Source organism: Serratia nevei (genome assembly GCF_037948395.1).
Classification (GTDB): domain Bacteria; phylum Pseudomonadota; class Gammaproteobacteria; order Enterobacterales; family Enterobacteriaceae; genus Serratia; species Serratia nevei.
Genome location: NZ_CP149940.1, coordinates 544,625 through 562,437 on the forward strand (window position 1 = coordinate 544,625; position 17,813 = coordinate 562,437).

Annotated in this window: 17 protein-coding genes; 9 read left to right on the top strand and 8 right to left on the bottom strand. The window is 60.7% G+C overall.

Annotated elements, in window-relative coordinates; translation table 11 throughout:
• Positions 1-7 precede the first annotated feature (7 nt).
• Both V8N38_RS02505 and idi read left to right on the top strand, forming a co-directional pair.
• Positions 8-235 (top strand): non-oxidative hydroxyarylic acid decarboxylases subunit D, encoded by a 228-nt coding sequence (locus V8N38_RS02505; RefSeq protein WP_072265380.1) that lies wholly within the window; start codon positions 8-10, stop codon positions 233-235.
• Between the two features lie 42 nt (positions 236-277).
• Entirely contained in the window at positions 278-883 is a 606-nt protein-coding gene (gene idi / locus V8N38_RS02510; protein WP_147839702.1) for an isopentenyl-diphosphate Delta-isomerase, read from the top strand.
• A gap of 33 nt (positions 884-916) precedes the next feature.
• Here the strand turns inward: idi and V8N38_RS02515 are convergent, their stop codons facing one another.
• Positions 917-1,219 (bottom strand): hypothetical protein, encoded by a 303-nt coding sequence (locus V8N38_RS02515; RefSeq protein ID WP_004933246.1) that lies wholly within the window; start codon positions 1,217-1,219, stop codon positions 917-919.
• A gap of 529 nt (positions 1,220-1,748) precedes the next feature.
• On the opposite strand from V8N38_RS02515, the gene V8N38_RS02520 reads away from it, so the two are divergent.
• Genes V8N38_RS02520 through V8N38_RS02540 form a run of 5 tightly spaced genes read left to right on the top strand, consistent with a single transcriptional unit; the run spans position 1,749 to position 7,127 of the window.
• Complete coding sequence (locus V8N38_RS02520; protein ID WP_038878355.1) at positions 1,749-2,156, top strand: ExbD/TolR family protein; 408 nt, start codon at positions 1,749-1,751, stop codon at positions 2,154-2,156.
• A gap of 1 nt (position 2,157) precedes the next feature.
• Entirely contained in the window at positions 2,158-2,904 is a 747-nt protein-coding gene (locus tag V8N38_RS02525) for an energy transducer TonB (RefSeq protein WP_070915062.1), read from the top strand.
• A 39-nt stretch (positions 2,905-2,943) separates the two neighbouring features.
• Positions 2,944-5,187, top strand: coding sequence for a TonB-dependent receptor family protein (locus V8N38_RS02530; protein WP_064291107.1), 2,244 nt, complete (start codon positions 2,944-2,946; stop codon positions 5,185-5,187).
• Positions 5,188-5,233: 46 nt separating this feature from the next.
• On the top strand, positions 5,234-5,884 hold the full coding sequence (locus tag V8N38_RS02535) for a MotA/TolQ/ExbB proton channel family protein (RefSeq protein WP_019454931.1): 651 nt from the start codon (positions 5,234-5,236) through the stop codon (positions 5,882-5,884).
• The gene (locus V8N38_RS02540; protein WP_147839703.1) at positions 5,877-7,127 is read left to right on the top strand and encodes a phospholipase D-like domain-containing protein; all 1,251 of its coding nucleotides are present in this window, start codon (positions 5,877-5,879) and stop codon (positions 7,125-7,127) included. Before V8N38_RS02535 ends, V8N38_RS02540 begins: the two co-directional genes overlap by 8 nt.
• 36 nt (positions 7,128-7,163) lie before the next feature.
• Here V8N38_RS02540 and V8N38_RS02545 read toward each other — a convergent pair whose 3' ends face one another.
• The 4 genes from V8N38_RS02545 to V8N38_RS02560 all read right to left on the bottom strand — a co-directional run bounded on the left by V8N38_RS02545 (position 7,164) and on the right by V8N38_RS02560 (position 12,639).
• Entirely contained in the window at positions 7,164-8,273 is a 1,110-nt protein-coding gene (locus V8N38_RS02545) for a P1 family peptidase (protein WP_087762969.1), read from the bottom strand.
• 2 nt (positions 8,274-8,275) lie between these two features.
• Positions 8,276-9,652: an APC family permease gene (locus V8N38_RS02550; RefSeq protein WP_060440827.1), complete on the bottom strand. Its 1,377-nt coding sequence runs from the start codon at positions 9,650-9,652 to the stop codon at positions 8,276-8,278.
• A 127-nt stretch (positions 9,653-9,779) separates the two neighbouring features.
• Entirely contained in the window at positions 9,780-11,288 is a 1,509-nt protein-coding gene (locus tag V8N38_RS02555; RefSeq protein WP_147839704.1) for a CoA-acylating methylmalonate-semialdehyde dehydrogenase, read from the bottom strand.
• 10 nt (positions 11,289-11,298) lie between these two features.
• Positions 11,299-12,639, bottom strand: a complete 1,341-nt coding sequence (locus tag V8N38_RS02560) for an aspartate aminotransferase family protein (protein WP_047729079.1) — start codon at positions 12,637-12,639, stop codon at positions 11,299-11,301.
• Positions 12,640-12,774: 135 nt separating this feature from the next.
• Here V8N38_RS02560 and V8N38_RS02565 point away from each other — a divergent pair, with 135 nt between their 5' ends.
• Positions 12,775-13,704 (top strand): LysR family transcriptional regulator, encoded by a 930-nt coding sequence (locus V8N38_RS02565; protein ID WP_060440825.1) that lies wholly within the window; start codon positions 12,775-12,777, stop codon positions 13,702-13,704.
• A 3-nt stretch (positions 13,705-13,707) separates the two neighbouring features.
• Here the strand turns inward: V8N38_RS02565 and V8N38_RS02570 are convergent, their stop codons facing one another.
• Both V8N38_RS02570 and V8N38_RS02575 read right to left on the bottom strand, forming a co-directional pair.
• Positions 13,708-14,532 carry a nucleotidyl transferase AbiEii/AbiGii toxin family protein gene (locus tag V8N38_RS02570; RefSeq protein ID WP_060440824.1) on the bottom strand — a complete coding sequence of 275 codons (825 nt, stop codon included), beginning with the start codon at positions 14,530-14,532 and terminating at the stop codon, positions 13,708-13,710.
• On the bottom strand, positions 14,486-15,508 hold the full coding sequence (locus V8N38_RS02575; RefSeq protein WP_141957881.1) for a type IV toxin-antitoxin system AbiEi family antitoxin: 1,023 nt from the start codon (positions 15,506-15,508) through the stop codon (positions 14,486-14,488). The genes V8N38_RS02570 and V8N38_RS02575 overlap by 47 nt, the downstream gene beginning before the upstream one ends.
• Before the next feature lie 96 nt (positions 15,509-15,604).
• On the opposite strand from V8N38_RS02575, the gene V8N38_RS02580 reads away from it, so the two are divergent.
• Entirely contained in the window at positions 15,605-16,348 is a 744-nt protein-coding gene (locus V8N38_RS02580; protein ID WP_087762965.1) for a metallophosphoesterase, read from the top strand.
• A gap of 266 nt (positions 16,349-16,614) precedes the next feature.
• Here the strand turns inward: V8N38_RS02580 and V8N38_RS02585 are convergent, their stop codons facing one another.
• Positions 16,615-17,742, bottom strand: a complete 1,128-nt coding sequence (locus V8N38_RS02585; protein ID WP_147839705.1) for an iron-containing alcohol dehydrogenase — start codon at positions 17,740-17,742, stop codon at positions 16,615-16,617.
• Positions 17,743-17,813 lie beyond the last annotated feature (71 nt).

Below are 17,813 nucleotides of genomic sequence, written 5' to 3' on the forward strand. Positions count from 1 at the left end.
AGCTCCTATGATTTGTCCTCGTTGTGCCGATAAACAGATAGACGTCATGGCGCATTCACCGGTCAAGGGCGTATGGACGGTATACCAGTGCCAGCACTGTCTTTATACCTGGCGGAATACCGAACCCGCCCGCAGAACGGAACGGGAGCATTATCCGCCTGAGTTTCGCATGACTCAGCAGGATATCGATAATGCGCCGGAAGTGCCGGCCATTCCTCCTCTTTTGACGAAATGAACCCAAAGACGGGCAAGAGCCCGTCTTTTGATGGAAATCGCTATGATGAATAACGAAGACGTCGTTTTGCTCGATGCCGCCTGGCAGCCTTGCGGAACGATGCCGAAAAATCAGGTGCACACGCATCATACGCCGCTGCATTTGGCCTTTTCATGCTACCTCTTTACCCCAGAGGGCAACGTGCTGGCCACAAGACGTGCGTTGAGTAAAACCGCCTGGCCGGGGGTTTGGACCAATTCCTTTTGCGGCCATCCCCTGCCGCAAGAGGCGCTGGCACAGGCGGTGATGCGCCGTGCCCAGGTTGAACTGGGCACGGAGGTGGAGCAGATAATGTTGCTGAGCGAAGCTTTCAGCTATCAGGCTACCGATGCGTCCGGTGTAATGGAAAATGAAGTTTGCCCGGTATTTGCCGCGCAAATAAAAGGCGCGCTCCATCGCAATCCGGATGAGGTCGCGGATTATGCCTGGGTCGAGCTCAATCATTTAATGGCGGCGGTAAAATTAACGCCTTTTGGTTTCAGCCCGTGGATGGTTTCGCAATTAAATACCGACGCGATAGCCGCAGGTTTGAAAGAATACCGGGATGCGATAATGGTCAAGCGTTCAGCGTTCAGCGGGCGGCGTAGGGGGAGGGCGGCAATAAAATAAATAGCCACCGCGGGGGTGACTATCTATTCGTGCTTACAGGCTGCCGCCGACCGAGGTCGAGGTGGAGCCGATAGTTTCGCGGAAATGTTTTGCGTAGTCCGCCACTTCCTGCTGCGTATGGGTCAGGCCATATAGCCCCAGCCCCACACCGCCTGCGACGCCGCCGATGATGGTACCGACCAGTTGGCCGACGGCGCCGGCAATAAAGCCGCCGGCCCCTGCGGATTTGCCTGCAATCAGCGCGCCGGTCATGGCGCCGTCCAGCAACCCATCCCAGGCCGCGTTCAGATCGCCACCGCTAACGTACTGCTCTTCATATTGACTAAGTACTTTCATATACAATCCTTATAAATAAAAGGGTGACTTAGTGGGGTTAATTAATACCGAGAATAACGCTGTGGCGCTATTCCACTTTAAAAATATAACAGCTGATAATCTGTTGGCAATAATATATCCAATGAGGAATATTGTTTGGTTATATATGCGACTATTTATTTTCTGTCGATATTTTTATGACAGGGGTTGAGAATGTTCTTGGTTAAAAAAGGCGATATCACTGGAAACCCCATCATGCCCTTATTGCGGACGGGCTGCGGCGATTTCTTCTTGTCGTTGCCGTGGGCCCGCCGTGGCTGTCACTATTTTCACATTTCAGGCCCTGTCACCGGTGAGGAGAGTACGTCCGCCCTGTGATTATTCCATTAAAAACTATAGCTAATTAATGGGTTATATCTCCGCGCTCGCCTCCCGTCATTGAAAGAATTCTCGCAAAAAATCCACACTGTGAAAATAAGATCACACAAGCGTAACAAAAGGTAAACAAACCCCTCCTATATTGGCTGCTTCGCTTTTGGGAGGGAGTGTCATGCGTAACTGGAACGAACCGAAAAAGAATAAAGCGCACATCGAGCTGATCCCGATGATCGACGTGATGATGTTTTTATTGGTGTTTTTCGTCTTGATCAGCCTGAACGTCATTCCGGCGCTCGGGCTGAAAACGCAGCTGCCGTCTGCCGGCAGCGCGCAGCAGCTGAAACCGCAGAAAAAAGCGATCGTCACGCTGGGGGCTGACGAGCAGCTGCAGCTGGATGGCCAGCCGATTGCGCTCGACGCGTTGGTCAACACGCTGAAGCAACAGCAGCAGGCCAACCAGACCACCACCATCATCGTCAACAGCGACAAGGGCGTGGCGGTCGAGCGGCTGGTGGCGGTCATGGACAACCTGCGCCAGGGCGGTTTCCTCTCCGTCTCCATCGCGACACGGAAGCTGTGACATGTATCTGCTCTATCGCTCACGTCATCTTTTCAGCTGGCTGCCGGCGCTGATTGTCGCCGGTTGCCTGCTGTTCGCCAGCCAGCAGGCGGCGCTGAAGATCCAGCCGCGCTACGACGAAACCGCCATCGAACTGGCGCTGGTGGAGCCTGAACCGGCGCCGGAACCCCAACCGGAAACGCCGCCGGAACCCCAGCCCGAACCGCCGCCGCCCGAGCCGGAGCCGATCCCCGAACCGGTCGTGCCGGCGCCGGAACCGATCGTGGAAGCCAAGCCGGTGCCGAAACCGCAGCCGAAGCCCAAACCCAAACCGGTGAAGGAGAAAGCCAAACCGGTAGAGAAGCCTAAAGCGACGCCGGCGCCTGCCGCCCCGCGCGCGCTGGTGAGCAAACCGGCGGCGCAGCCCGCACCGGCCGCCCCGGCGGCGCCGAAGGTGAACGCGCAGGCGATTGAAAACGGCTATCTGCTGGCCTTGCGCCGCGAGCTGGAACAGCGCAAGCGCTACCCGAGCGGGCGCCAGGCCTCGCTCGAGCGCCCGCAGGGCAACGTCGAAGTGTGGCTGGAGGTCGATCGCAGCGGGCGGGTGCTCTCTTCCGGCATCGCCAACAAAGCCGCCAGCATGCTGCTGAACCGCGCGGCGATGAGCAGCCTGCAAAGCATCAGTTCAGTGAAGCCGTTCCCGAGCGAGGCGTTCGCCGGGCAAACAACCAAAAGATTTACCGCAACGTTCAATTATCAGGCGCCTTAGCGCAAGGGTTAATCGTTTGATTTTTATGGGATGCACACAATGAAATCGTTTAATCGTTCTGGGATCTATCTGGCGGTGATGTCGGCGATGCTGCCGGGTGCCGCGCTGGCGGCCGACGCCACCGATGTTGGCACCATCAGCGTCAAGGGGCAGTCGCTCGGCGGCGGCATGATGGTGCAGGATGACAGCGCCAAGGCGCGCTCCACCGTCACCAAAGAGGCGATGGACAAAATGCCGTCGGCGGCCAACGCCATCGACAAGCTGAAATACACGCCGGGCCTGAACGTCAACAGCAACGACGCCAGCGGCCTGAGCGGCGTGGACTACACCATGCGCGGCATGAACTCGGATCAGATCGGCCTGTCGATGGACGGCATTCCGATCAACGACTCCGGCAACTACGCGGTATACCCGAACCTGCTGGGCGATGCGGAAAACCTGGAGGAGGTGTTCGTCACCCAGGGGTCTTCCGAAGCGGACGGCCCGCACATCGGCTCCAGCGGCGGCAACATCGGCCTGGTGACGCGCCGCCCGGCGAAAGACTTCGGCGGTTTCGTCAAGCAGACGCTGGGCAGCAACAGCCTGAGCAAAACCTTCGCCCGCCTGGACACCGGCGAGTACAACGGCTTCAGTAACTGGCTCTCCTATTCGCACACCGAAGCGAAGAAGTGGCGCGGCGAAGGGCGACTGTACTCCGACAAGTTCGAGATGAACTCGCTGTATGAAGACGGCAACGGCAACAGCAGCAATCTGGTGATGAAGTACAACCGCCAGAACAACACCAACTACAACACTCTGAGCAAGGCGCAGTTCCAAAACGACGGCCGTGACACCGACTACGTCACCACGCCGGAGTACAACAACAAAGGGCAGTTGAACAAGTATTACAAGATTGAACGCAACCCGTTCGAAAACTTCACGCTGTCGTTCACCCAGAAGCTGCAGCTGCGCGATAACCTGTCGCTGACCCTGCAGCCGTATTACTACTGGGGCAACGGCGGCAGCTTCAACGGCCAGACGGCGTCGGTGTTGTCCAACACCTCCAGCAAGGCCGGGCAGTACGATCTCAGCAACCTGAAATCCAACACCTACTACCGCCCGTCGTGGACCCAAACCTGGCGGCCGGGCATCACCACCAAGCTGAAGTGGGACATCAACGAGCAGCACAGCCTGGACGTCGGCTACTGGTATGAGCGCGCGCGCCAGCTGCAGACTCAGCCGTTCATCAGCATCAAGGGCGACGGCAACCCGTCGCAGATTTGGGGCCAGCCGGGCGGATCCGATCAGGTGAAGGACGCCAACGGCAACACCGTTCAGGGGCGCAACCAGTACACCATCACCCCGGCGCAGAAGGTGTGGCTGCAGGACACCTGGTTCGCCACGCCGGACTGGACCTTCGTCGGCGGCCTGGCCTATCAGTACGTGGAGCGCAAAGGGGACAACCGCGGCAGCCTGTACAACGTGCCGGAGAAGCGCAAAGCCACCTATCATGAATTCCTGCCGAACTTCAGCGCCAGTTACAAGGTGAACCAGGAAAACCAGGTGTTCTACAACCTGACGCGCAACATGCGCACGCCGCCAAACTACGTGCTGTACAACGTCGGCGACTCGCTCAGCACCAAGCCGGAACTGAGCTGGAACCACGAACTGGGCTGGCGTTTCCAGCAGGAAGACATGCTGCTGAGCGCCACGCTGTTCTACATGCGTTACAGCGATCGCCAAATCTCCACCACCAACTCGGCCGGCGACTACGAGATGATGAACATCGGCAACGTGGAGAACAAAGGGCTGGAGCTGGAGTGGAGCGGCCAACTGCCGCATAACTTCAACTACTACACCTCTTATACCTACACCGAGTCGAAGCAGAAGAGCGACATTGTCAGCAACGGCGGGCTGCCGCTGCCGACCTCCGGCAAAGAGGTGCCGAACGTGCCGAAAAATCTGCTGAACATGACGCTGGGTTATGACGACGGGCTGTATTACGGCAGCGTCAGCGGCAAGTACGTCAGTTCGTTCTACGGCGATCTGACCAACGACGAGAAGATCGGCGGCCGCACGGTGTTCGATCTGGCGGCGGGGGTGCATCTGCCGGTGGACAAGAAAATCGTCAAAAGCGCTGCGCTGCGCTTTGGCATCAGCAACCTGTTTGACAAGGAATACCTGACCTCGGTGCGCACCACCACCTTCAACGCGGCACCTTACGGCGGCGTGAAAGCCAGCACGCCGTATTACAACGTCGGCGAAGAACGCACCTTCAGCGTCTCGCTGGAAGCCACCTTTTAACTGAATACCCCGCCGCCTGCCGGGCGGCGGGAAAGAGGAGCCCTGTATGGACGCCAATCTGTTGCACGACATTATTTTCTACGTGATGTACGCCGCGCTGGCGATCGCGCTGGTGATCATCATCGAACGCACGCTGTACTTCGCCTATACCCAGCGCCAGGCGCGCCGGCTGGAGCAGGCGCTGACGCCGGACGTACGCCGCGCCGCCGATCTGCCGGACGAGCTGACCCAGCGTAACAGCCTGCCGATGGCGGTGATCGCGCCGGTATTGGCGCAGAAGCACCGCGCCGGCGACCGCGAGGCGATCGGCGATCTGATCGACGCCCAGTACCTGCTGAGCAAGCCACCGATGGCGCGCGGCCTGTGGCTGCTGGAAACCGTGGTCACCGCCGCGCCGCTGCTGGGGCTGCTGGGCACGGTGATGGGGATCATCGAAACCTTCAAGGCGCTGGCCGCCTCGGGGGTGTCCGAGCCGAGCCTGGTGTCGGCCGGGATGGGCACCGCGCTGTACGCCACCGGCCTCGGCATCGCCATCGCGCTGCTGTGCCTGGTGGCCAACAACTTCCTGCAGAGCCGCATGGAGCGCATCAACGAACTGCTGAAGGTGCTGTTGATCCGCGCCGGCCAACCGGCCAGCCGCCCGGAGAGCGGCAGCGGCGAACAATGGGTTGACAGCGGAGCGCCGCGCTATGCCTAATGGCTATCCAGTACGGCGGCCGCTCGGCCGCCTTTATACGGCATTGTGGGGCGGTTGTTTGTTGATGTTGAGCCAGAGCGCTGCGGCGCGTTTTGCGATTCCCGGCTATGAGCTGGTGTACACCGCACCGGTGGAAACCGCGCTGCAGGCCGACGACCTGCGCAACACCGCCGAGGTGTGGCGCGAGATGTTCGACGCGGCGAAAACCCGCATCGATTTGGGGCAGTTCTACGTGGCGAATCAGGACGGTTCGCTGCTGGATGGCGTGCTGCAGCACCTGAAGGCGGCCGGCGAACGCGGGGTGAAAATCCGCTTTTTGGTGGAAGATAAGGGCATTCGCATTTCTACCGCCGAGACGCTGGAACAGCTGAAGGCGATCCCCAATCTGGAGCTGCGCATTATTCCTTACCAGAAGCTGAGCGGCGGCATCCTGCACGCCAAGTATCTGCTGGTGGACGGCGAGCAGGCGTTCGTCGGCAGCCAGAACTTCGACTGGCGCGCGCTGGAGCATATTCACGAAACCGGGCTGCGCATCAGCGACGCCAAGGTGGTGGGGCAGATCCAGGCGATCTTCGAGCAAGATTGGCAGGCGCAGGCGCTGCTGGCGCAGGATAAACCGGTGCCGCCGCTGCCCGATTCGCCGATGACGGCGCCGACGCAGGGCAACTATCTGGTGGCCAGCCCGCGCGCCTACAACCCGGCGGGGGTGATTGATTCGCAGGCCGAGCTGCCGCGCTTGCTGGCCGGCGCCAAGCGGCGGGTGCGGGTGCAGGTGATGGATTACGCGCCGCTGTCGTTCGGCCCCGAACGCAGCCGCCCCTTCTACGCGGTGATCGACAACGCGCTGCGCAGCGCGGCGGCGCGCGGGGTGCAGATCGAGCTGATGGTGGCCAACTGGAACACCAAAAAGCCGGATATCGCCTGGCTGAAGAGCCTGGCGCTGGTGCCGAACGTGCAGATCAAAGTGGTGACCATACCACCGGCCAGCAGCGGCTTCATTCCGTTTGCCCGCGTGATCCACAGCAAGCTGATGACCATCGACGATGAGATTGCCTGGGTGGGCACCAGCAACTGGACCGGCGGCTATCTGGACAACTCGCGCAATCTGGAGCTGGTGATGCACAGTGCGGCGATGAGCGGGCGGTTGGACCAGCTGTACCAACAGCTGTGGAATAGCGTCTACGCCGAACCGCTGCGGCTGGATTACGACTACCCGCCGCCCAAGCCGGGCGGCGAATCCTGATAAGCAGGGCGCGGTTAATCCCCGCGCCCTGTGTTTTTACCGTCGCCAGCCAGCCTTCTCCAGCGCCGTCACCAGCTGCTTGGCGCTCAACCCTTCCGCCCGGTGGCCGTTGCCGCTGACGGTATTGGCCGCCAGCAGCGCATTCACGATCGCTTCCTCCACCGCTTCCGCTGCTGCGGCGAACAGCGCCGAAATGTAGTCGTTGTTCACCATGCGTAGCGGCGTGGTGAAGGCGCCTTTATTGGCGTAGTCGGCGGGCGGCAGGCCGTCATTGCCGGTGGCGAAGGCGATGAAAATGTCGCCGCTCGAGTCCTCGGTGCCGCCGCCGGTGCGGGCGATGCCGATGCTGGCGCGCTGCGCCAGCCGCGCACACTGGTGCGGCAGCAGCGGCGCGTCGGTCGCCAGCGCCACCACGATGGAGCCCATGCCGGGATGCGGCAACTGCGGCGTGAACGGCGAGGGGAGATGCCCCAGATGCCGGCCTACCGGGTAACCGCCGACCAGCAATGATTCGCGCTTGCCGTGGTTGGCCTGCACGATGGCGCCCACCGTCCAGCCGCCCTGAACGGCGGGCAAGCGGCGCGACGCGGTGCCGCTGCCGCCTTTGAATTCATGGCAGATCATGCCGCTGCCGCCGCCGATCGCGCCTTCCTGCGGCAAGCCGCCCCGGGCCGCCTGCTGCGCCTGGCGCACGTGCTCGGCCTTGACGTGAAAGCCGTTGATGTCGTTGAGCAGGCCGTCGAAGGTTTCCATCACCACCGGCATATTCCAATACACCGCGTTGTCGCCCGTGGGCAGCGTTTCACGCTCCAGCGCGATCAACGCATCGCGCACCACGCCCACGCTGTGGGTGTTGGTGAAGGCGATCGGGCTGGTCAGCAGGCCCGCTTCGCGCACCCATTCCAGGCCGGTGGCGTCGCCGTTGCCGTTCAGCACGTGCACGCCGGCAAAGCAGGGGGCGTGGCGGGCGGAGCCGGGGCGCGGTTCGATCACCGTCACGCCGGTGCGCACGCTGCGCCCGTCCGCCAAATCGGCATGAATGCTGGCATGGCCAACGCGCACGCCGGGCACGTCGGTGATGGCGTTCAGCGGGCCGGGCGTGCCCTGTCCGATGATAATGCCCAGATCCTGAGCGCGCTGCGTCATGGTTATTCTCCTTCTATTGAGGGGGCGGCGAGGGGCGCCGTCTGGCGGCCGCGCAGATGGTTCAGCGCCAGCCCGAAGCCGATAATGCCGGCAATGATAATAAAGTCTTTCAGGCTGCTGGCGATCAAAATCGTCCACAGCACGTACAGGCAGCACAGCAGCGCCACCACCACCGGCAGCGGCCACAGCGGCATCAGGTACGGGTGGTGGAAGTGGCGGCGACGGCGGCTGATCAGCGCCGCCACCGCCATGATGATGTACACCAGCAGCAGCAGGATCACGGTGAACGAGGTCAGCGATTCGAGATCGGAGCAAAACGCCAGCAGCGCCGACGGCACGCCGAACAGCAGGGTGGCGATCCAGGGGGTGCCGAAGCGCGGGTGGATGATTTTCAGCGCCCGGTTAAACGTCGGCAGCCAGAAGCCGTCGCGCCCGCTGGCGAACATCATGCGGCTGAACTGCGCCACGATGGCGATGATGGCGTTGAACACCGACAGATAAATCGCGCCGCTTACCACCCGAGCCAGCGTCGGGCCGCCGAGCTGGGTGACCACATAGCCGACCGGATCGGCCTGTTTGGCCATCTCGGTCAGCGACGGCGAACCGATCAGCAGGGCGGTGAACGGCACCAGTTCCACCAGCACCACGATGACCAGCGTCAGCATGATCGCGATCGCCATCGGCCTGCCCTGTTCGCGCATGTCTTCCGCCATGTACACCGCCGCACCGTAGCCGTTGTAGGAGAACAGCGCGACCCCGACCATGGCGACGATCAGCGGCAGCGACACCGGGGCCAGGCTGCCCTGCGCGTCCAGCATCACCGGCGCGGTGAGGATCTCCGTGCTCTGATGCGGGTGGCTGAAGCCGAGCCAGGCGATCAGCGCCAGCACCGCCACTTCCACCACCAGAAAGGCGCCGGTCAGCAGGGCGTTGGCCTTGATGTTGAAAATGGCGCAGATGCCGCCGACCAGCACGGTGAGCATGCCGGCGGTCGAGGCGTCGAACTGGGTGCCCAGCGCGGTGTTCAGGTAGGGCACCGCGCCGGTGGCCAGCACCGCCGGCACGAACAGTGAGGCGCTGAGGATAAACAGGTAGGTCTGCAACCCGCACAGGGTGCCGAACAGGCGCTTGATGATGCTGTACTCACCGCCGGCGCTGGGGTGTGCGGCGCCGAGCTCGGCATAGCACAGCGCGATGGCGGCGGCGACGCAGGCGGCGATCAGAAACGACAGAAAGGCGCCGCTGCCGGCGCTGGCGATCGCCAGCGGGGCGATGACGAAAATCGAACTGGCCGGCGTCACGCCGGACGCGGTGATCATCACCACGTCGAGGACGCTGAGATTGCCTTTGAAGGTGTGTTCAGGGGCGGACTCTTTCATGGGATAACGACTCCATTAACGTGTGAGTGAATTATTGTTTTGCTGCACAGGCTGTACGCAGGAATCAAATGGAGCGCGCGGAAATGCCGGGGAGCGTTGCTCCCCGGAAGTTTATTGTTCTTATGTGTTACCCCTGTCCCGACGGGAAGCTGAAGCTGGTGCGCCGGGCATCGCCGGAGGCCGGCCAGCGCTGGGTCACGGTCTTGCGTTTGGTGTAGAACCTGACGGCATCCGGGCCGTAGGCGTGCAGATCGCCGAACAGCGAGCGCTTCCAGCCGCCGAACGAGTGGTAGGCCACCGGTACCGGCAGCGCCACGTTGATCCCCACCATGCCGACCTGAATGCGGCTGGAGAAGTAGCGCGCCGCTTCTCCGTCGCGGGTGAACAGACAGGTGCCGTTGCCGTATTCGTGGGCGTCGATCAAGGCCATCGCCTCCGGCAGCGAAGCCGCGCGCACCACGCCGAGCACCGGGCCGAAGATCTCTTCCTGATAGATGCGCATGCCGGGCGTCACGCGATCGAACAGCGTCGGGCCGAGGAAATACCCTTGGCTGGGGCGGCCGTCTGCGCCGATCACGCTCAGCTCGCGGCCGTCCACCAGCAGCTCGGCGCCTTCGGCTACGCCCTGATCGATATAGCCTTTTACCTTCTGATAATGCTGTTGGGTCACCAGCGGCCCCATGTCGTTGCGGTTGTCGCTGCCGGGGCCGACGCGCATGGCGGCCATCTGTTGCCGCAACCCGGCGATCAGCGCTTCGGCGGTGCCGTTGCCCACCGCCACCACCAGCGGGATGGCCATGCAACGCTGGCCGCAGGAGCCGAAGGCGGCGCCCATCAGCGCGCCGACCGCGCCGGGGATATCGGCGTCCGGCAGCACCACCGCGTGGTTCTTGGCGCCGCCCAACGCCTGCACCCGTTTGTTCTGCCCACAGCCGGTGTGATAGATGTGTTCTGCCACCGGCGTCGAACCGACGAAGCTGATCGCTTTGACGCGCCCGTCATGCAGCAGCGTCTCCACCGCTTCGCGATCGCCGTTGACCACGTTGAGCACCCCCGGCGGCAGCCCGGCTTCCGCCGCCAGCCGCGCGATATACAGCGCGGCGGAAGGCACGCGCTCGGAAGGCTTCAGCACGAAAGTGTTGCCGCACGCCACCGCCATCGGCCACATCCACAGCGGCACCATCGCCGGGAAGTTGAACGGCGTGATGCCCGCCACCACCCCCAGCGGCTGAAACTCGCTCCAGCTGTCGATGCCCGGGCCGGCCTCTTTGCTGTGTTCGCCCTTCAGCAGTTCCGGCACATAGCCGGCATATTCGATATTCTCGATGCCGCGCTGCAGTTCGCCCAGGGCGTCGCTGAGCACCTTGCCGTGCTCGGCGGTGATCAGTTGGCAGATGGCGTCGGCGTGCTGCTCCAGCAGATCCTTGAGCTTCATCATGATGCGCGCGCGCTTCAGCGGCGGGGTGTCGCGCCAGGCGGGATAGGCCTGTTCGGCGGCGGCGATGGCGCGCTCCACCGTGGCGCGGTCGGCCAGCTGCACCTCCTGCGCCGATTGGCCGGTGGCCGGGTCGTAAACCGGCTGGCTGCGTTCGCCGCCGGCGGCGGGCTCGCCGTTGATCCAATGGGTAATGGTCATGGTTCTCTCCTTATTCGGTGGCGTTGAGGGCGTCGCCCACGGCGTTGATCAGCGCATCGATCTGCGCTTCGCTGCTGATGAACGGCGGCGCCAGCTGCAGGGTGTCGCCGCCGTAGCGCACGTAAAATCCGCTTTCCCAGCAGCGCATCGCCGCCTCGAAGGGGCGCCGCGCCGGTTCGCCCGGCCGTGCCGCCAGCGTAATGCCGGCCGCCAGGCCGATGTTGCGAATGTCGGCGACGTGTTTGGCTCCTTGCAGGCTGTGTACCGCGCGCTCGAAGTAGGGCGCCAGCGCCTGTACGCGCTCCACCATCTGTTCGCGCTGCAGGATGTCCAGCGTCGCCAGCGCGACCGCGCAGCTGACCGGGTGGGCGGAGTAGGTGTAGCCGTGCGGGAATTCGAGCTGGTAGTCCGGCTCGCCGCCGTTCATGAAGGTGTGGTAGATCTCCGGCCGCACCACCACCGCGCCCATCGGCTGCGCGCCGTTGGTCACCTGTTTGGCGATGTTCATGATGTCCGGCGTGACGCCGAACGCCTCGGCGCCGGTCATCGCGCCGCAGCGGCCGAAGGCGGTGATCACTTCGTCGAAGATCAGCAGGATGTCATGCTGGGTGCAGATTTCGCGCAGGCGCTGCAGGTAGCCGACCGGCGGCACGATCACCCCGGCGGAGCCGGAGAAGGGTTCGACGATCACCGCGGCGATCGTTGAGGCGTCGCGCAGCGCGATGATGCGGTTGAGCTCTTCCGCCAGCTCTGCCCCCTGTTGCGGCATGCCGCGCGAAAAGGCGTTGCCGGCCAGCAGGGTGTGCGGCAGGTGGTCCGCTTCGGCGCCGGCGCCGAACGTCTTGCGGTTGCCGGCAATGCCGCCGACCGAGATACCGCCGAAGTTAACGCCGTGATAGCCCTTTTCCCGGCCGATAAAGCAGGTTTTGCCCGCCTGGCCTTTGGCGCGCCAGTAAGCGCGCGCCATTTTCAGCGAGGTGTCCGCCGCTTCCGATCCGGAGCCGGTGAAGAACACGTAATCCAGCCCCGCCGGCGTCAGTGCCTTGATCTTGTTGGCCAGTTCGAACGACAGCGGGTGGCCGAACTGAAACGCCGGCGAGTAATCCAGCGTCGCCAGCTGGCGCTGGGCGGCGTCGGTGATTTCCTGCCGGCCGTGCCCCAATCCGCAACACCATAATCCGGACAGGCCGTCGAAAATCTTTCTGCCGTCATGGCTGGTGTAATACGCCCCCGCGGCTTGAGTAATGATGCGCGGCTGCGCTTTAAAATTACGGTTACCGGTAAAAGGCATCCAATGGGCCTCTAACCCTTCGGCATCGAGACTATTTAGCGGGTGATTTTCAGCGGCCATGTTTTCCTCCGAACAGGAAAATAAGAGCGATTAATGAAATAAACCGAGTTGTTAACGGATTGTTGTGCGAAATTGACTATGTACCGCTTGTTCTCTACTGTGAATAATCATATGTCGAAACTTACTTAAGGTTTTATGCAAGTAAAAAAGCGCGCGCTGTTAGGGCAATTGTCGGATATGGATCTGCGTTTGCTGCGGGTATTCAAGGCCGTGGTCGACTGCGGCGGCATGAGCGCCGCCGAACTGGAGCTGAACATCAGCCTGTCGACCATCAGCAAGCACATCAAGGATCTGGAGCAGCGGCTGGGCCTGACGCTGTGCCAGCGCGGGCGCGAGGGCTTTGCGGTCACCGACGAGGGGCTGCTTATCTACCAGGAAACGGTCAACCTGCTGGCGGCCACCGAGGCGTTCCGGCGCGGGGTGGACGAGGTGCACCAGCGCATGGGCGGGCAGCTGCACGTGGCAATATTCGATCATACGGTCAGCAATCCGCAGGCGCAGATCGGCCGGGCCATCGCGTTATTCAGCGAGCGTGCGCCGGAGGTTTCTTTGCAAATGTACGTGGAGCCGATTAATACCATTGAACGCGGCGTCATTGACGGGCAATTTCAGGTTGGCGTTATTCCCATGCACCGCAGCGCGGAAAGTTTATCTTATCATTCGTTATTCAGTGAGAGGATGTTCTTATATTGCGGCGCGCAGCATGAATTATTTTCCGCCCCCCATGAAACATTAAATTGGGATCTGCTGCACAATTATGCCTTCGCCGGATTAGGCTACCATTCGCCGAATATGGAACTGAGCCTGCAGCAACATTTGCATCGCAAAGCGACGGGGTTCGCGCAGGAGTCGATCGCCACGCTGATCCTGTCCGGCAAATACGTCGGCTTTTTGCCGGATCACTACGCGGCGTTTTTCGTGGCGCAGAATATGATGCGGGCGATCAAACCGGCGCTGTTCCGCTATCACTGCGAATACTCCAGCGTGCTGCGCCGCTCGCCGGTGCCGCAGCGGGTGGTGAAGCTGTTCCATGAGTGCCTGCTGGCGGCCCACGGAATGGAATGAGGATTATTCTCTGAACGCGATGCCGCGCCAAAAATCCTCGACCAGTTGTTCAATGCGATCTGGGGTTTCCCGGGTATTTGAGGAGACAATCGCATCGACAATTTTATGGCTTTGCAGCGACAATAATTGAGCGGCAGTAATGCCGTGTGAACTTTGTTGCAGAAGTGCGGCAATATCGAGACCAAGCAGAAATGCACCCATTCTCTCCAGATCCGCGTCCAGGTCATCCTCTTCAAGCGGGGCGTCCCAAATGCGTTCTTCTTCAATGTTGCCATATTCGCTAATGATGGTGAAAAGGTCGATGGCGTCCTTCCCGTTCCCATGTCCGCGGGCTTGCCAGGCGAAAATTTTTAGCATGGCTAATCCCGGTAAAGAGCAAAACGGCAGTTCAGCACCGTTAAACAAGCGCACGACGACCGTATGCTCAAAGGCTTCCCGGAAGCCGTCGACATTCATGACTATCGCTCGGTCGGGAGGCCAGGCGATTTTATTCTCTTCCGCTACGCCGCCGAACGGAATGATATCCAAGTGGTTTTCCGCCCAGATCAAATGGTGCGGGTTGCCTTTTGTGGTTGTTGCGCCTTCGGCGATGAAAGCCGCCTGCAGTTCCGTAAACGACGACCAATCATCGACAAAGATGGCGATATCAATGTCGCTGGTTCTGCGCCCGGGCCTTCGGCCATGGATATGGTGTATTAGCACTTCGCGTGCCGTTGCGCCCGCAACGAAGAAAGCCACATTTTGCTGCGCGCAAACGGTGACAATTTGCGTGAGCAGCTTTTCAGTCTCTGAAGAGAGCGCTATCTGTAAGACCAAGGTATTTGTCATTTATCATCCTGGCGACTTCGAGATTACGGCTATCTCGGCTGGCGAGTAATTCAGCGATGCTGAGCATGGCCTGAGAACGTAGGGTGAGTTTCAGCGTCTCACCCCAGAATGCACCGGTCATTTGCAGCCCGCCATGTTGCTGAGGAAGCATACCCAGCTCTTTTCTACGTTGCTGCAATGGGGTGTGGGTAAACAGCATCAAGGTCTCGGGGTAAAGATAACCTTCGGTTAGCAGCGCCGCGGCCGCTTCTCCTCCCCAAATCTCGTTTGGCTTCAACGTCAGGTCTTGCCAGTTTGTTGGCGCGACCAGATTGAGCCTTTTTAACTTTGGTCGGATCATGACTGCATATTCACGCAGCCAAAGTGCTGTCAGCGATTCAGGTGACAATAATCTGCGTCCGCTTTTCGATTTGCGGTAATAGCGCTGACTTTCCAGATACTCGAACGCCTTACTGACCATCCCCAGTGAGATGCCCGCAGCGGCGGAGAGCTCGCGATAGGTTGCATTGATCGCCTGTTCGTCGTTTAACAACACCAGCAGTAGTTTTAGTGTTCCTTCACTGATCCTGGCTACACTATTATCACTATTAGTGAGGGATTTAACCGGCTTTTTGCCGGAAATACGCAGAAACAGCCCTTTAGTAACGATGCTGGCATTACCGGCGGCATCAATGAAATTGAGACGCAGTTCTTCACAAATCTCGGCTTGAGCGGCGGTCAGGTGAGGGCAGATAAGCAGACGTTGGTCTGTTGCATCGTCGTGCCATGCTTTTTTCAGCAAAAAGAGATTTTCTTTCCGGTGGATCGATTTTATCTCTATCTTGAAGTCAAAGGTTTGATCGCGTCCGACAGTCAGGATTGCCAGACCGTCGTAGTCCTCATTGTTCGAAGAGCGTTTCACCGTCAGGTGCAGGTTGGTCGGCAAATTTTCGCTTACTGCGGTCAAAAGCGCATCTTCGGTTTCTGGTTTAGACATTTGTTCATACTCTCCTTTTGTTCATGAGTCGTGAACAAATTAATACTATGAACAAAAGTGGTGTGCTGCAAGTGATTACTCGACAGGTGAGGAAGGATGATTACCGAATTGGCCAAGAATGAACAGGGACGAGATTTTGCCGTTGGCGATCTGCACGGCTGCCTGGATGAGTTACGTGTGCTGCTTGAGCATGTCGGGTTCGACACACGCCGTGATCGTCTGGTCGCCGTGGGTGACTTAATCGATCGTGGCACGAACAGTTTGGGGTGTCTGACATTACTTGAGCAGCCCTGGTTTTTTTCTGTGTTGGGCAATCATGAGAAAGTGCTGCTTGATTATAGGCAAGCGACCGAGAGCCAGCGGCAAAGTGAGATCGCTCAGAGATGGAAGATGATGGGCGGGGATTGGTTTTTTGAACTGGACGATGCGATGCGGTACCGCTGCCAGCAGCTAGCCATGATGCTCCCTTGGGTGATTAAACTCACCGTCGCTCAAGTCGATTATTGCGTGATTCATGCTGAGGTGCCTCCTGAAATAGATTGCCTCGAAACGTTCCTTACAGGGTTGCAATCTGGAGACCCGGTGAGTACGCATAGCTGTCTTTTTGGGCGCCGGCGTAACCGTGCCAAGTACGATGGGCCAATAATGAATGTCGGTTATGTACTGTGCGGGCATACGCCAGGTGAAGGTGCGCGCCAATTGGGCAATATGTGCAACCTGGATTATGGCGCGTTTGATATCGCCAACCGTGGGGCGCTTTGCCTGCTCGAACTGGGAACACACCGCCGCTATTTGTTGAGAAAAGACGGTATTGTCGAGCAGGCATTTGATGCTGCTTAAAGTCGCTTACTGCTCTTTCTTCTTGCCGAAGATTTTGATCAGCGCGCCGACCAGGATGCCGACCGCGATGCCGGCGAAGATCCAGCCGATGATGCCCATTTCCTTAACTCCTGCTAGTGCGTTGATCTGATTATACCCGTCATACTTGAAACTGCATCTGTGTTGGCTGCGAGTGCGTACGCCAGTCACTGACTTGAGTAAGCTCCTGGCGAGCCACCTCTTGCCGCCGGGATGCCGCTCCAACTATTTAGTTAGGGTAGATATCATCATTCGACGCGAAACGCCTCTTCGATCATCCGTTGCCGCTGTGCCGGCGCATAGTCGATCCAGGAATTCTTGCTGTTGGATTTCTCCAGCGCCACCGCCAGTTCCTGGCCGGAAATCGGCAAATCGTCCTGCCAGAACGGCGCGATGGCGTGGCGGGTGATGAAATCGGTCAGGTAGCTCTCCGGGCTGCCCTGCCAGTGCGGGTACAGGCGCGCGGCCAGCTCGGCCATCAGCGCGCGTTGCTGCGGCTGTTCGCTGCTTTCCAACAGGGCAAGGAACGGCAGCAGCAGGCGGCCGCAGACCTGGCCGTGGTGGTAGTCGCGCAGCGCGCCGATCTCGCCGGCGATGCCGTGGATCACCCCCAGCCCGGCGGCGCTCAGCGTCAGCCCCCCAAGGTACGAAGCTTGCATAATCGCTTCGCGCGCCGCGTCGCTGCGGTTGAGCGCCGGCCAGGCCGCAAGGAAGTGGCGGATGCCGCTCAGCGACATGTCGCGCGTCATGGTGCCGGCGGTTTTCGACAGATAGGCCTCGAACAGGTGGGTGAAGGCGTCGATGGCGCAGTAGGCCAGCACCTTGTCCGGCGCGTCGGCCAGCAGCTGGGGATCGAGAATGGCGGTGTGCGGCACGAAGTTATTGTGGCGCAGCGAGGCCTTCACTTTGCTGACCTGGGTGTCGGTGATCACCGCGTTCTGCGTCACCTCGCTGCCGGTGCCGGCGGTGGTAGGAATGGCGATCAGCGGCAGGGTGGCGCCGCTGATTTTGCTGTCGCCCACTTTTTCCATATAGCGCAGCGTCGGCAGCGGATGCTCCACCAGTGCGGAGAACGCCTTGGCGGCATCCAGCACGCTGCCGCCGCCGATGGCCACCACGCGCAGTGCCTGGCCGCGCCAGCGCGCCACCCAGGCGTCTATTTCCTGCGGCGACGCCTCGTGGCTGACGATCTCGGTGCCGATGAGCAGCGGCGTCAGCGATTCGCGCAGGCCGGCGTACACCGGGCCGTTGAGAAAAGATCGGCAGCTGAACAGCAGCGTCGGCTGCGGATCGGCAAGCAGCAGCGGCGGCAGTTGCTGGATGCTGCCGTGGCCGAACCAGGTCTGGCGGTTGGCGATGATGTGGCTGACGGACATGAGGTCTCCTTGACGGCGTTGCAGGGCGCGATGCCACAGCATAAGCCAGCGGGCGCGGAGCGGCCACCGCT

What these genes read in the sequence shown, in the direction of transcription:
- V8N38_RS02505 (WP_072265380.1), top strand. Translation starts at nt 8, where the DNA reads ATGATTTGTCCTCGTTGTGCCGATAAACAGATAGACGTCATGGCGCAT.
- idi (WP_147839702.1), top strand. Translation starts at nt 278, where the DNA reads ATGATGAATAACGAAGACGTCGTTTTGCTCGATGCCGCCTGGCAGCCT.
- V8N38_RS02515 (WP_004933246.1), bottom strand. Translation starts at nt 1,219, where the DNA reads ATGAAAGTACTTAGTCAATATGAAGAGCAGTACGTTAGCGGTGGCGAT.
- V8N38_RS02520 (WP_038878355.1), top strand. Translation starts at nt 1,749, where the DNA reads ATGCGTAACTGGAACGAACCGAAAAAGAATAAAGCGCACATCGAGCTG.
- V8N38_RS02525 (WP_070915062.1), top strand. Translation starts at nt 2,158, where the DNA reads ATGTATCTGCTCTATCGCTCACGTCATCTTTTCAGCTGGCTGCCGGCG.
- V8N38_RS02530 (WP_064291107.1), top strand. Translation starts at nt 2,944, where the DNA reads ATGAAATCGTTTAATCGTTCTGGGATCTATCTGGCGGTGATGTCGGCG.
- V8N38_RS02535 (WP_019454931.1), top strand. Translation starts at nt 5,234, where the DNA reads ATGGACGCCAATCTGTTGCACGACATTATTTTCTACGTGATGTACGCC.
- V8N38_RS02540 (WP_147839703.1), top strand. Translation starts at nt 5,877, where the DNA reads ATGCCTAATGGCTATCCAGTACGGCGGCCGCTCGGCCGCCTTTATACG.
- V8N38_RS02545 (WP_087762969.1), bottom strand. Translation starts at nt 8,273, where the DNA reads ATGACGCAGCGCGCTCAGGATCTGGGCATTATCATCGGACAGGGCACG.
- V8N38_RS02550 (WP_060440827.1), bottom strand. Translation starts at nt 9,652, where the DNA reads ATGAAAGAGTCCGCCCCTGAACACACCTTCAAAGGCAATCTCAGCGTC.
- V8N38_RS02555 (WP_147839704.1), bottom strand. Translation starts at nt 11,288, where the DNA reads ATGACCATTACCCATTGGATCAACGGCGAGCCCGCCGCCGGCGGCGAA.
- V8N38_RS02560 (WP_047729079.1), bottom strand. Translation starts at nt 12,639, where the DNA reads ATGGCCGCTGAAAATCACCCGCTAAATAGTCTCGATGCCGAAGGGTTA.
- V8N38_RS02565 (WP_060440825.1), top strand. Translation starts at nt 12,775, where the DNA reads ATGCAAGTAAAAAAGCGCGCGCTGTTAGGGCAATTGTCGGATATGGAT.
- V8N38_RS02570 (WP_060440824.1), bottom strand. Translation starts at nt 14,532, where the DNA reads ATGACAAATACCTTGGTCTTACAGATAGCGCTCTCTTCAGAGACTGAA.
- V8N38_RS02575 (WP_141957881.1), bottom strand. Translation starts at nt 15,508, where the DNA reads ATGTCTAAACCAGAAACCGAAGATGCGCTTTTGACCGCAGTAAGCGAA.
- V8N38_RS02580 (WP_087762965.1), top strand. Translation starts at nt 15,605, where the DNA reads ATGATTACCGAATTGGCCAAGAATGAACAGGGACGAGATTTTGCCGTT.
- V8N38_RS02585 (WP_147839705.1), bottom strand. Translation starts at nt 17,742, where the DNA reads ATGTCCGTCAGCCACATCATCGCCAACCGCCAGACCTGGTTCGGCCAC.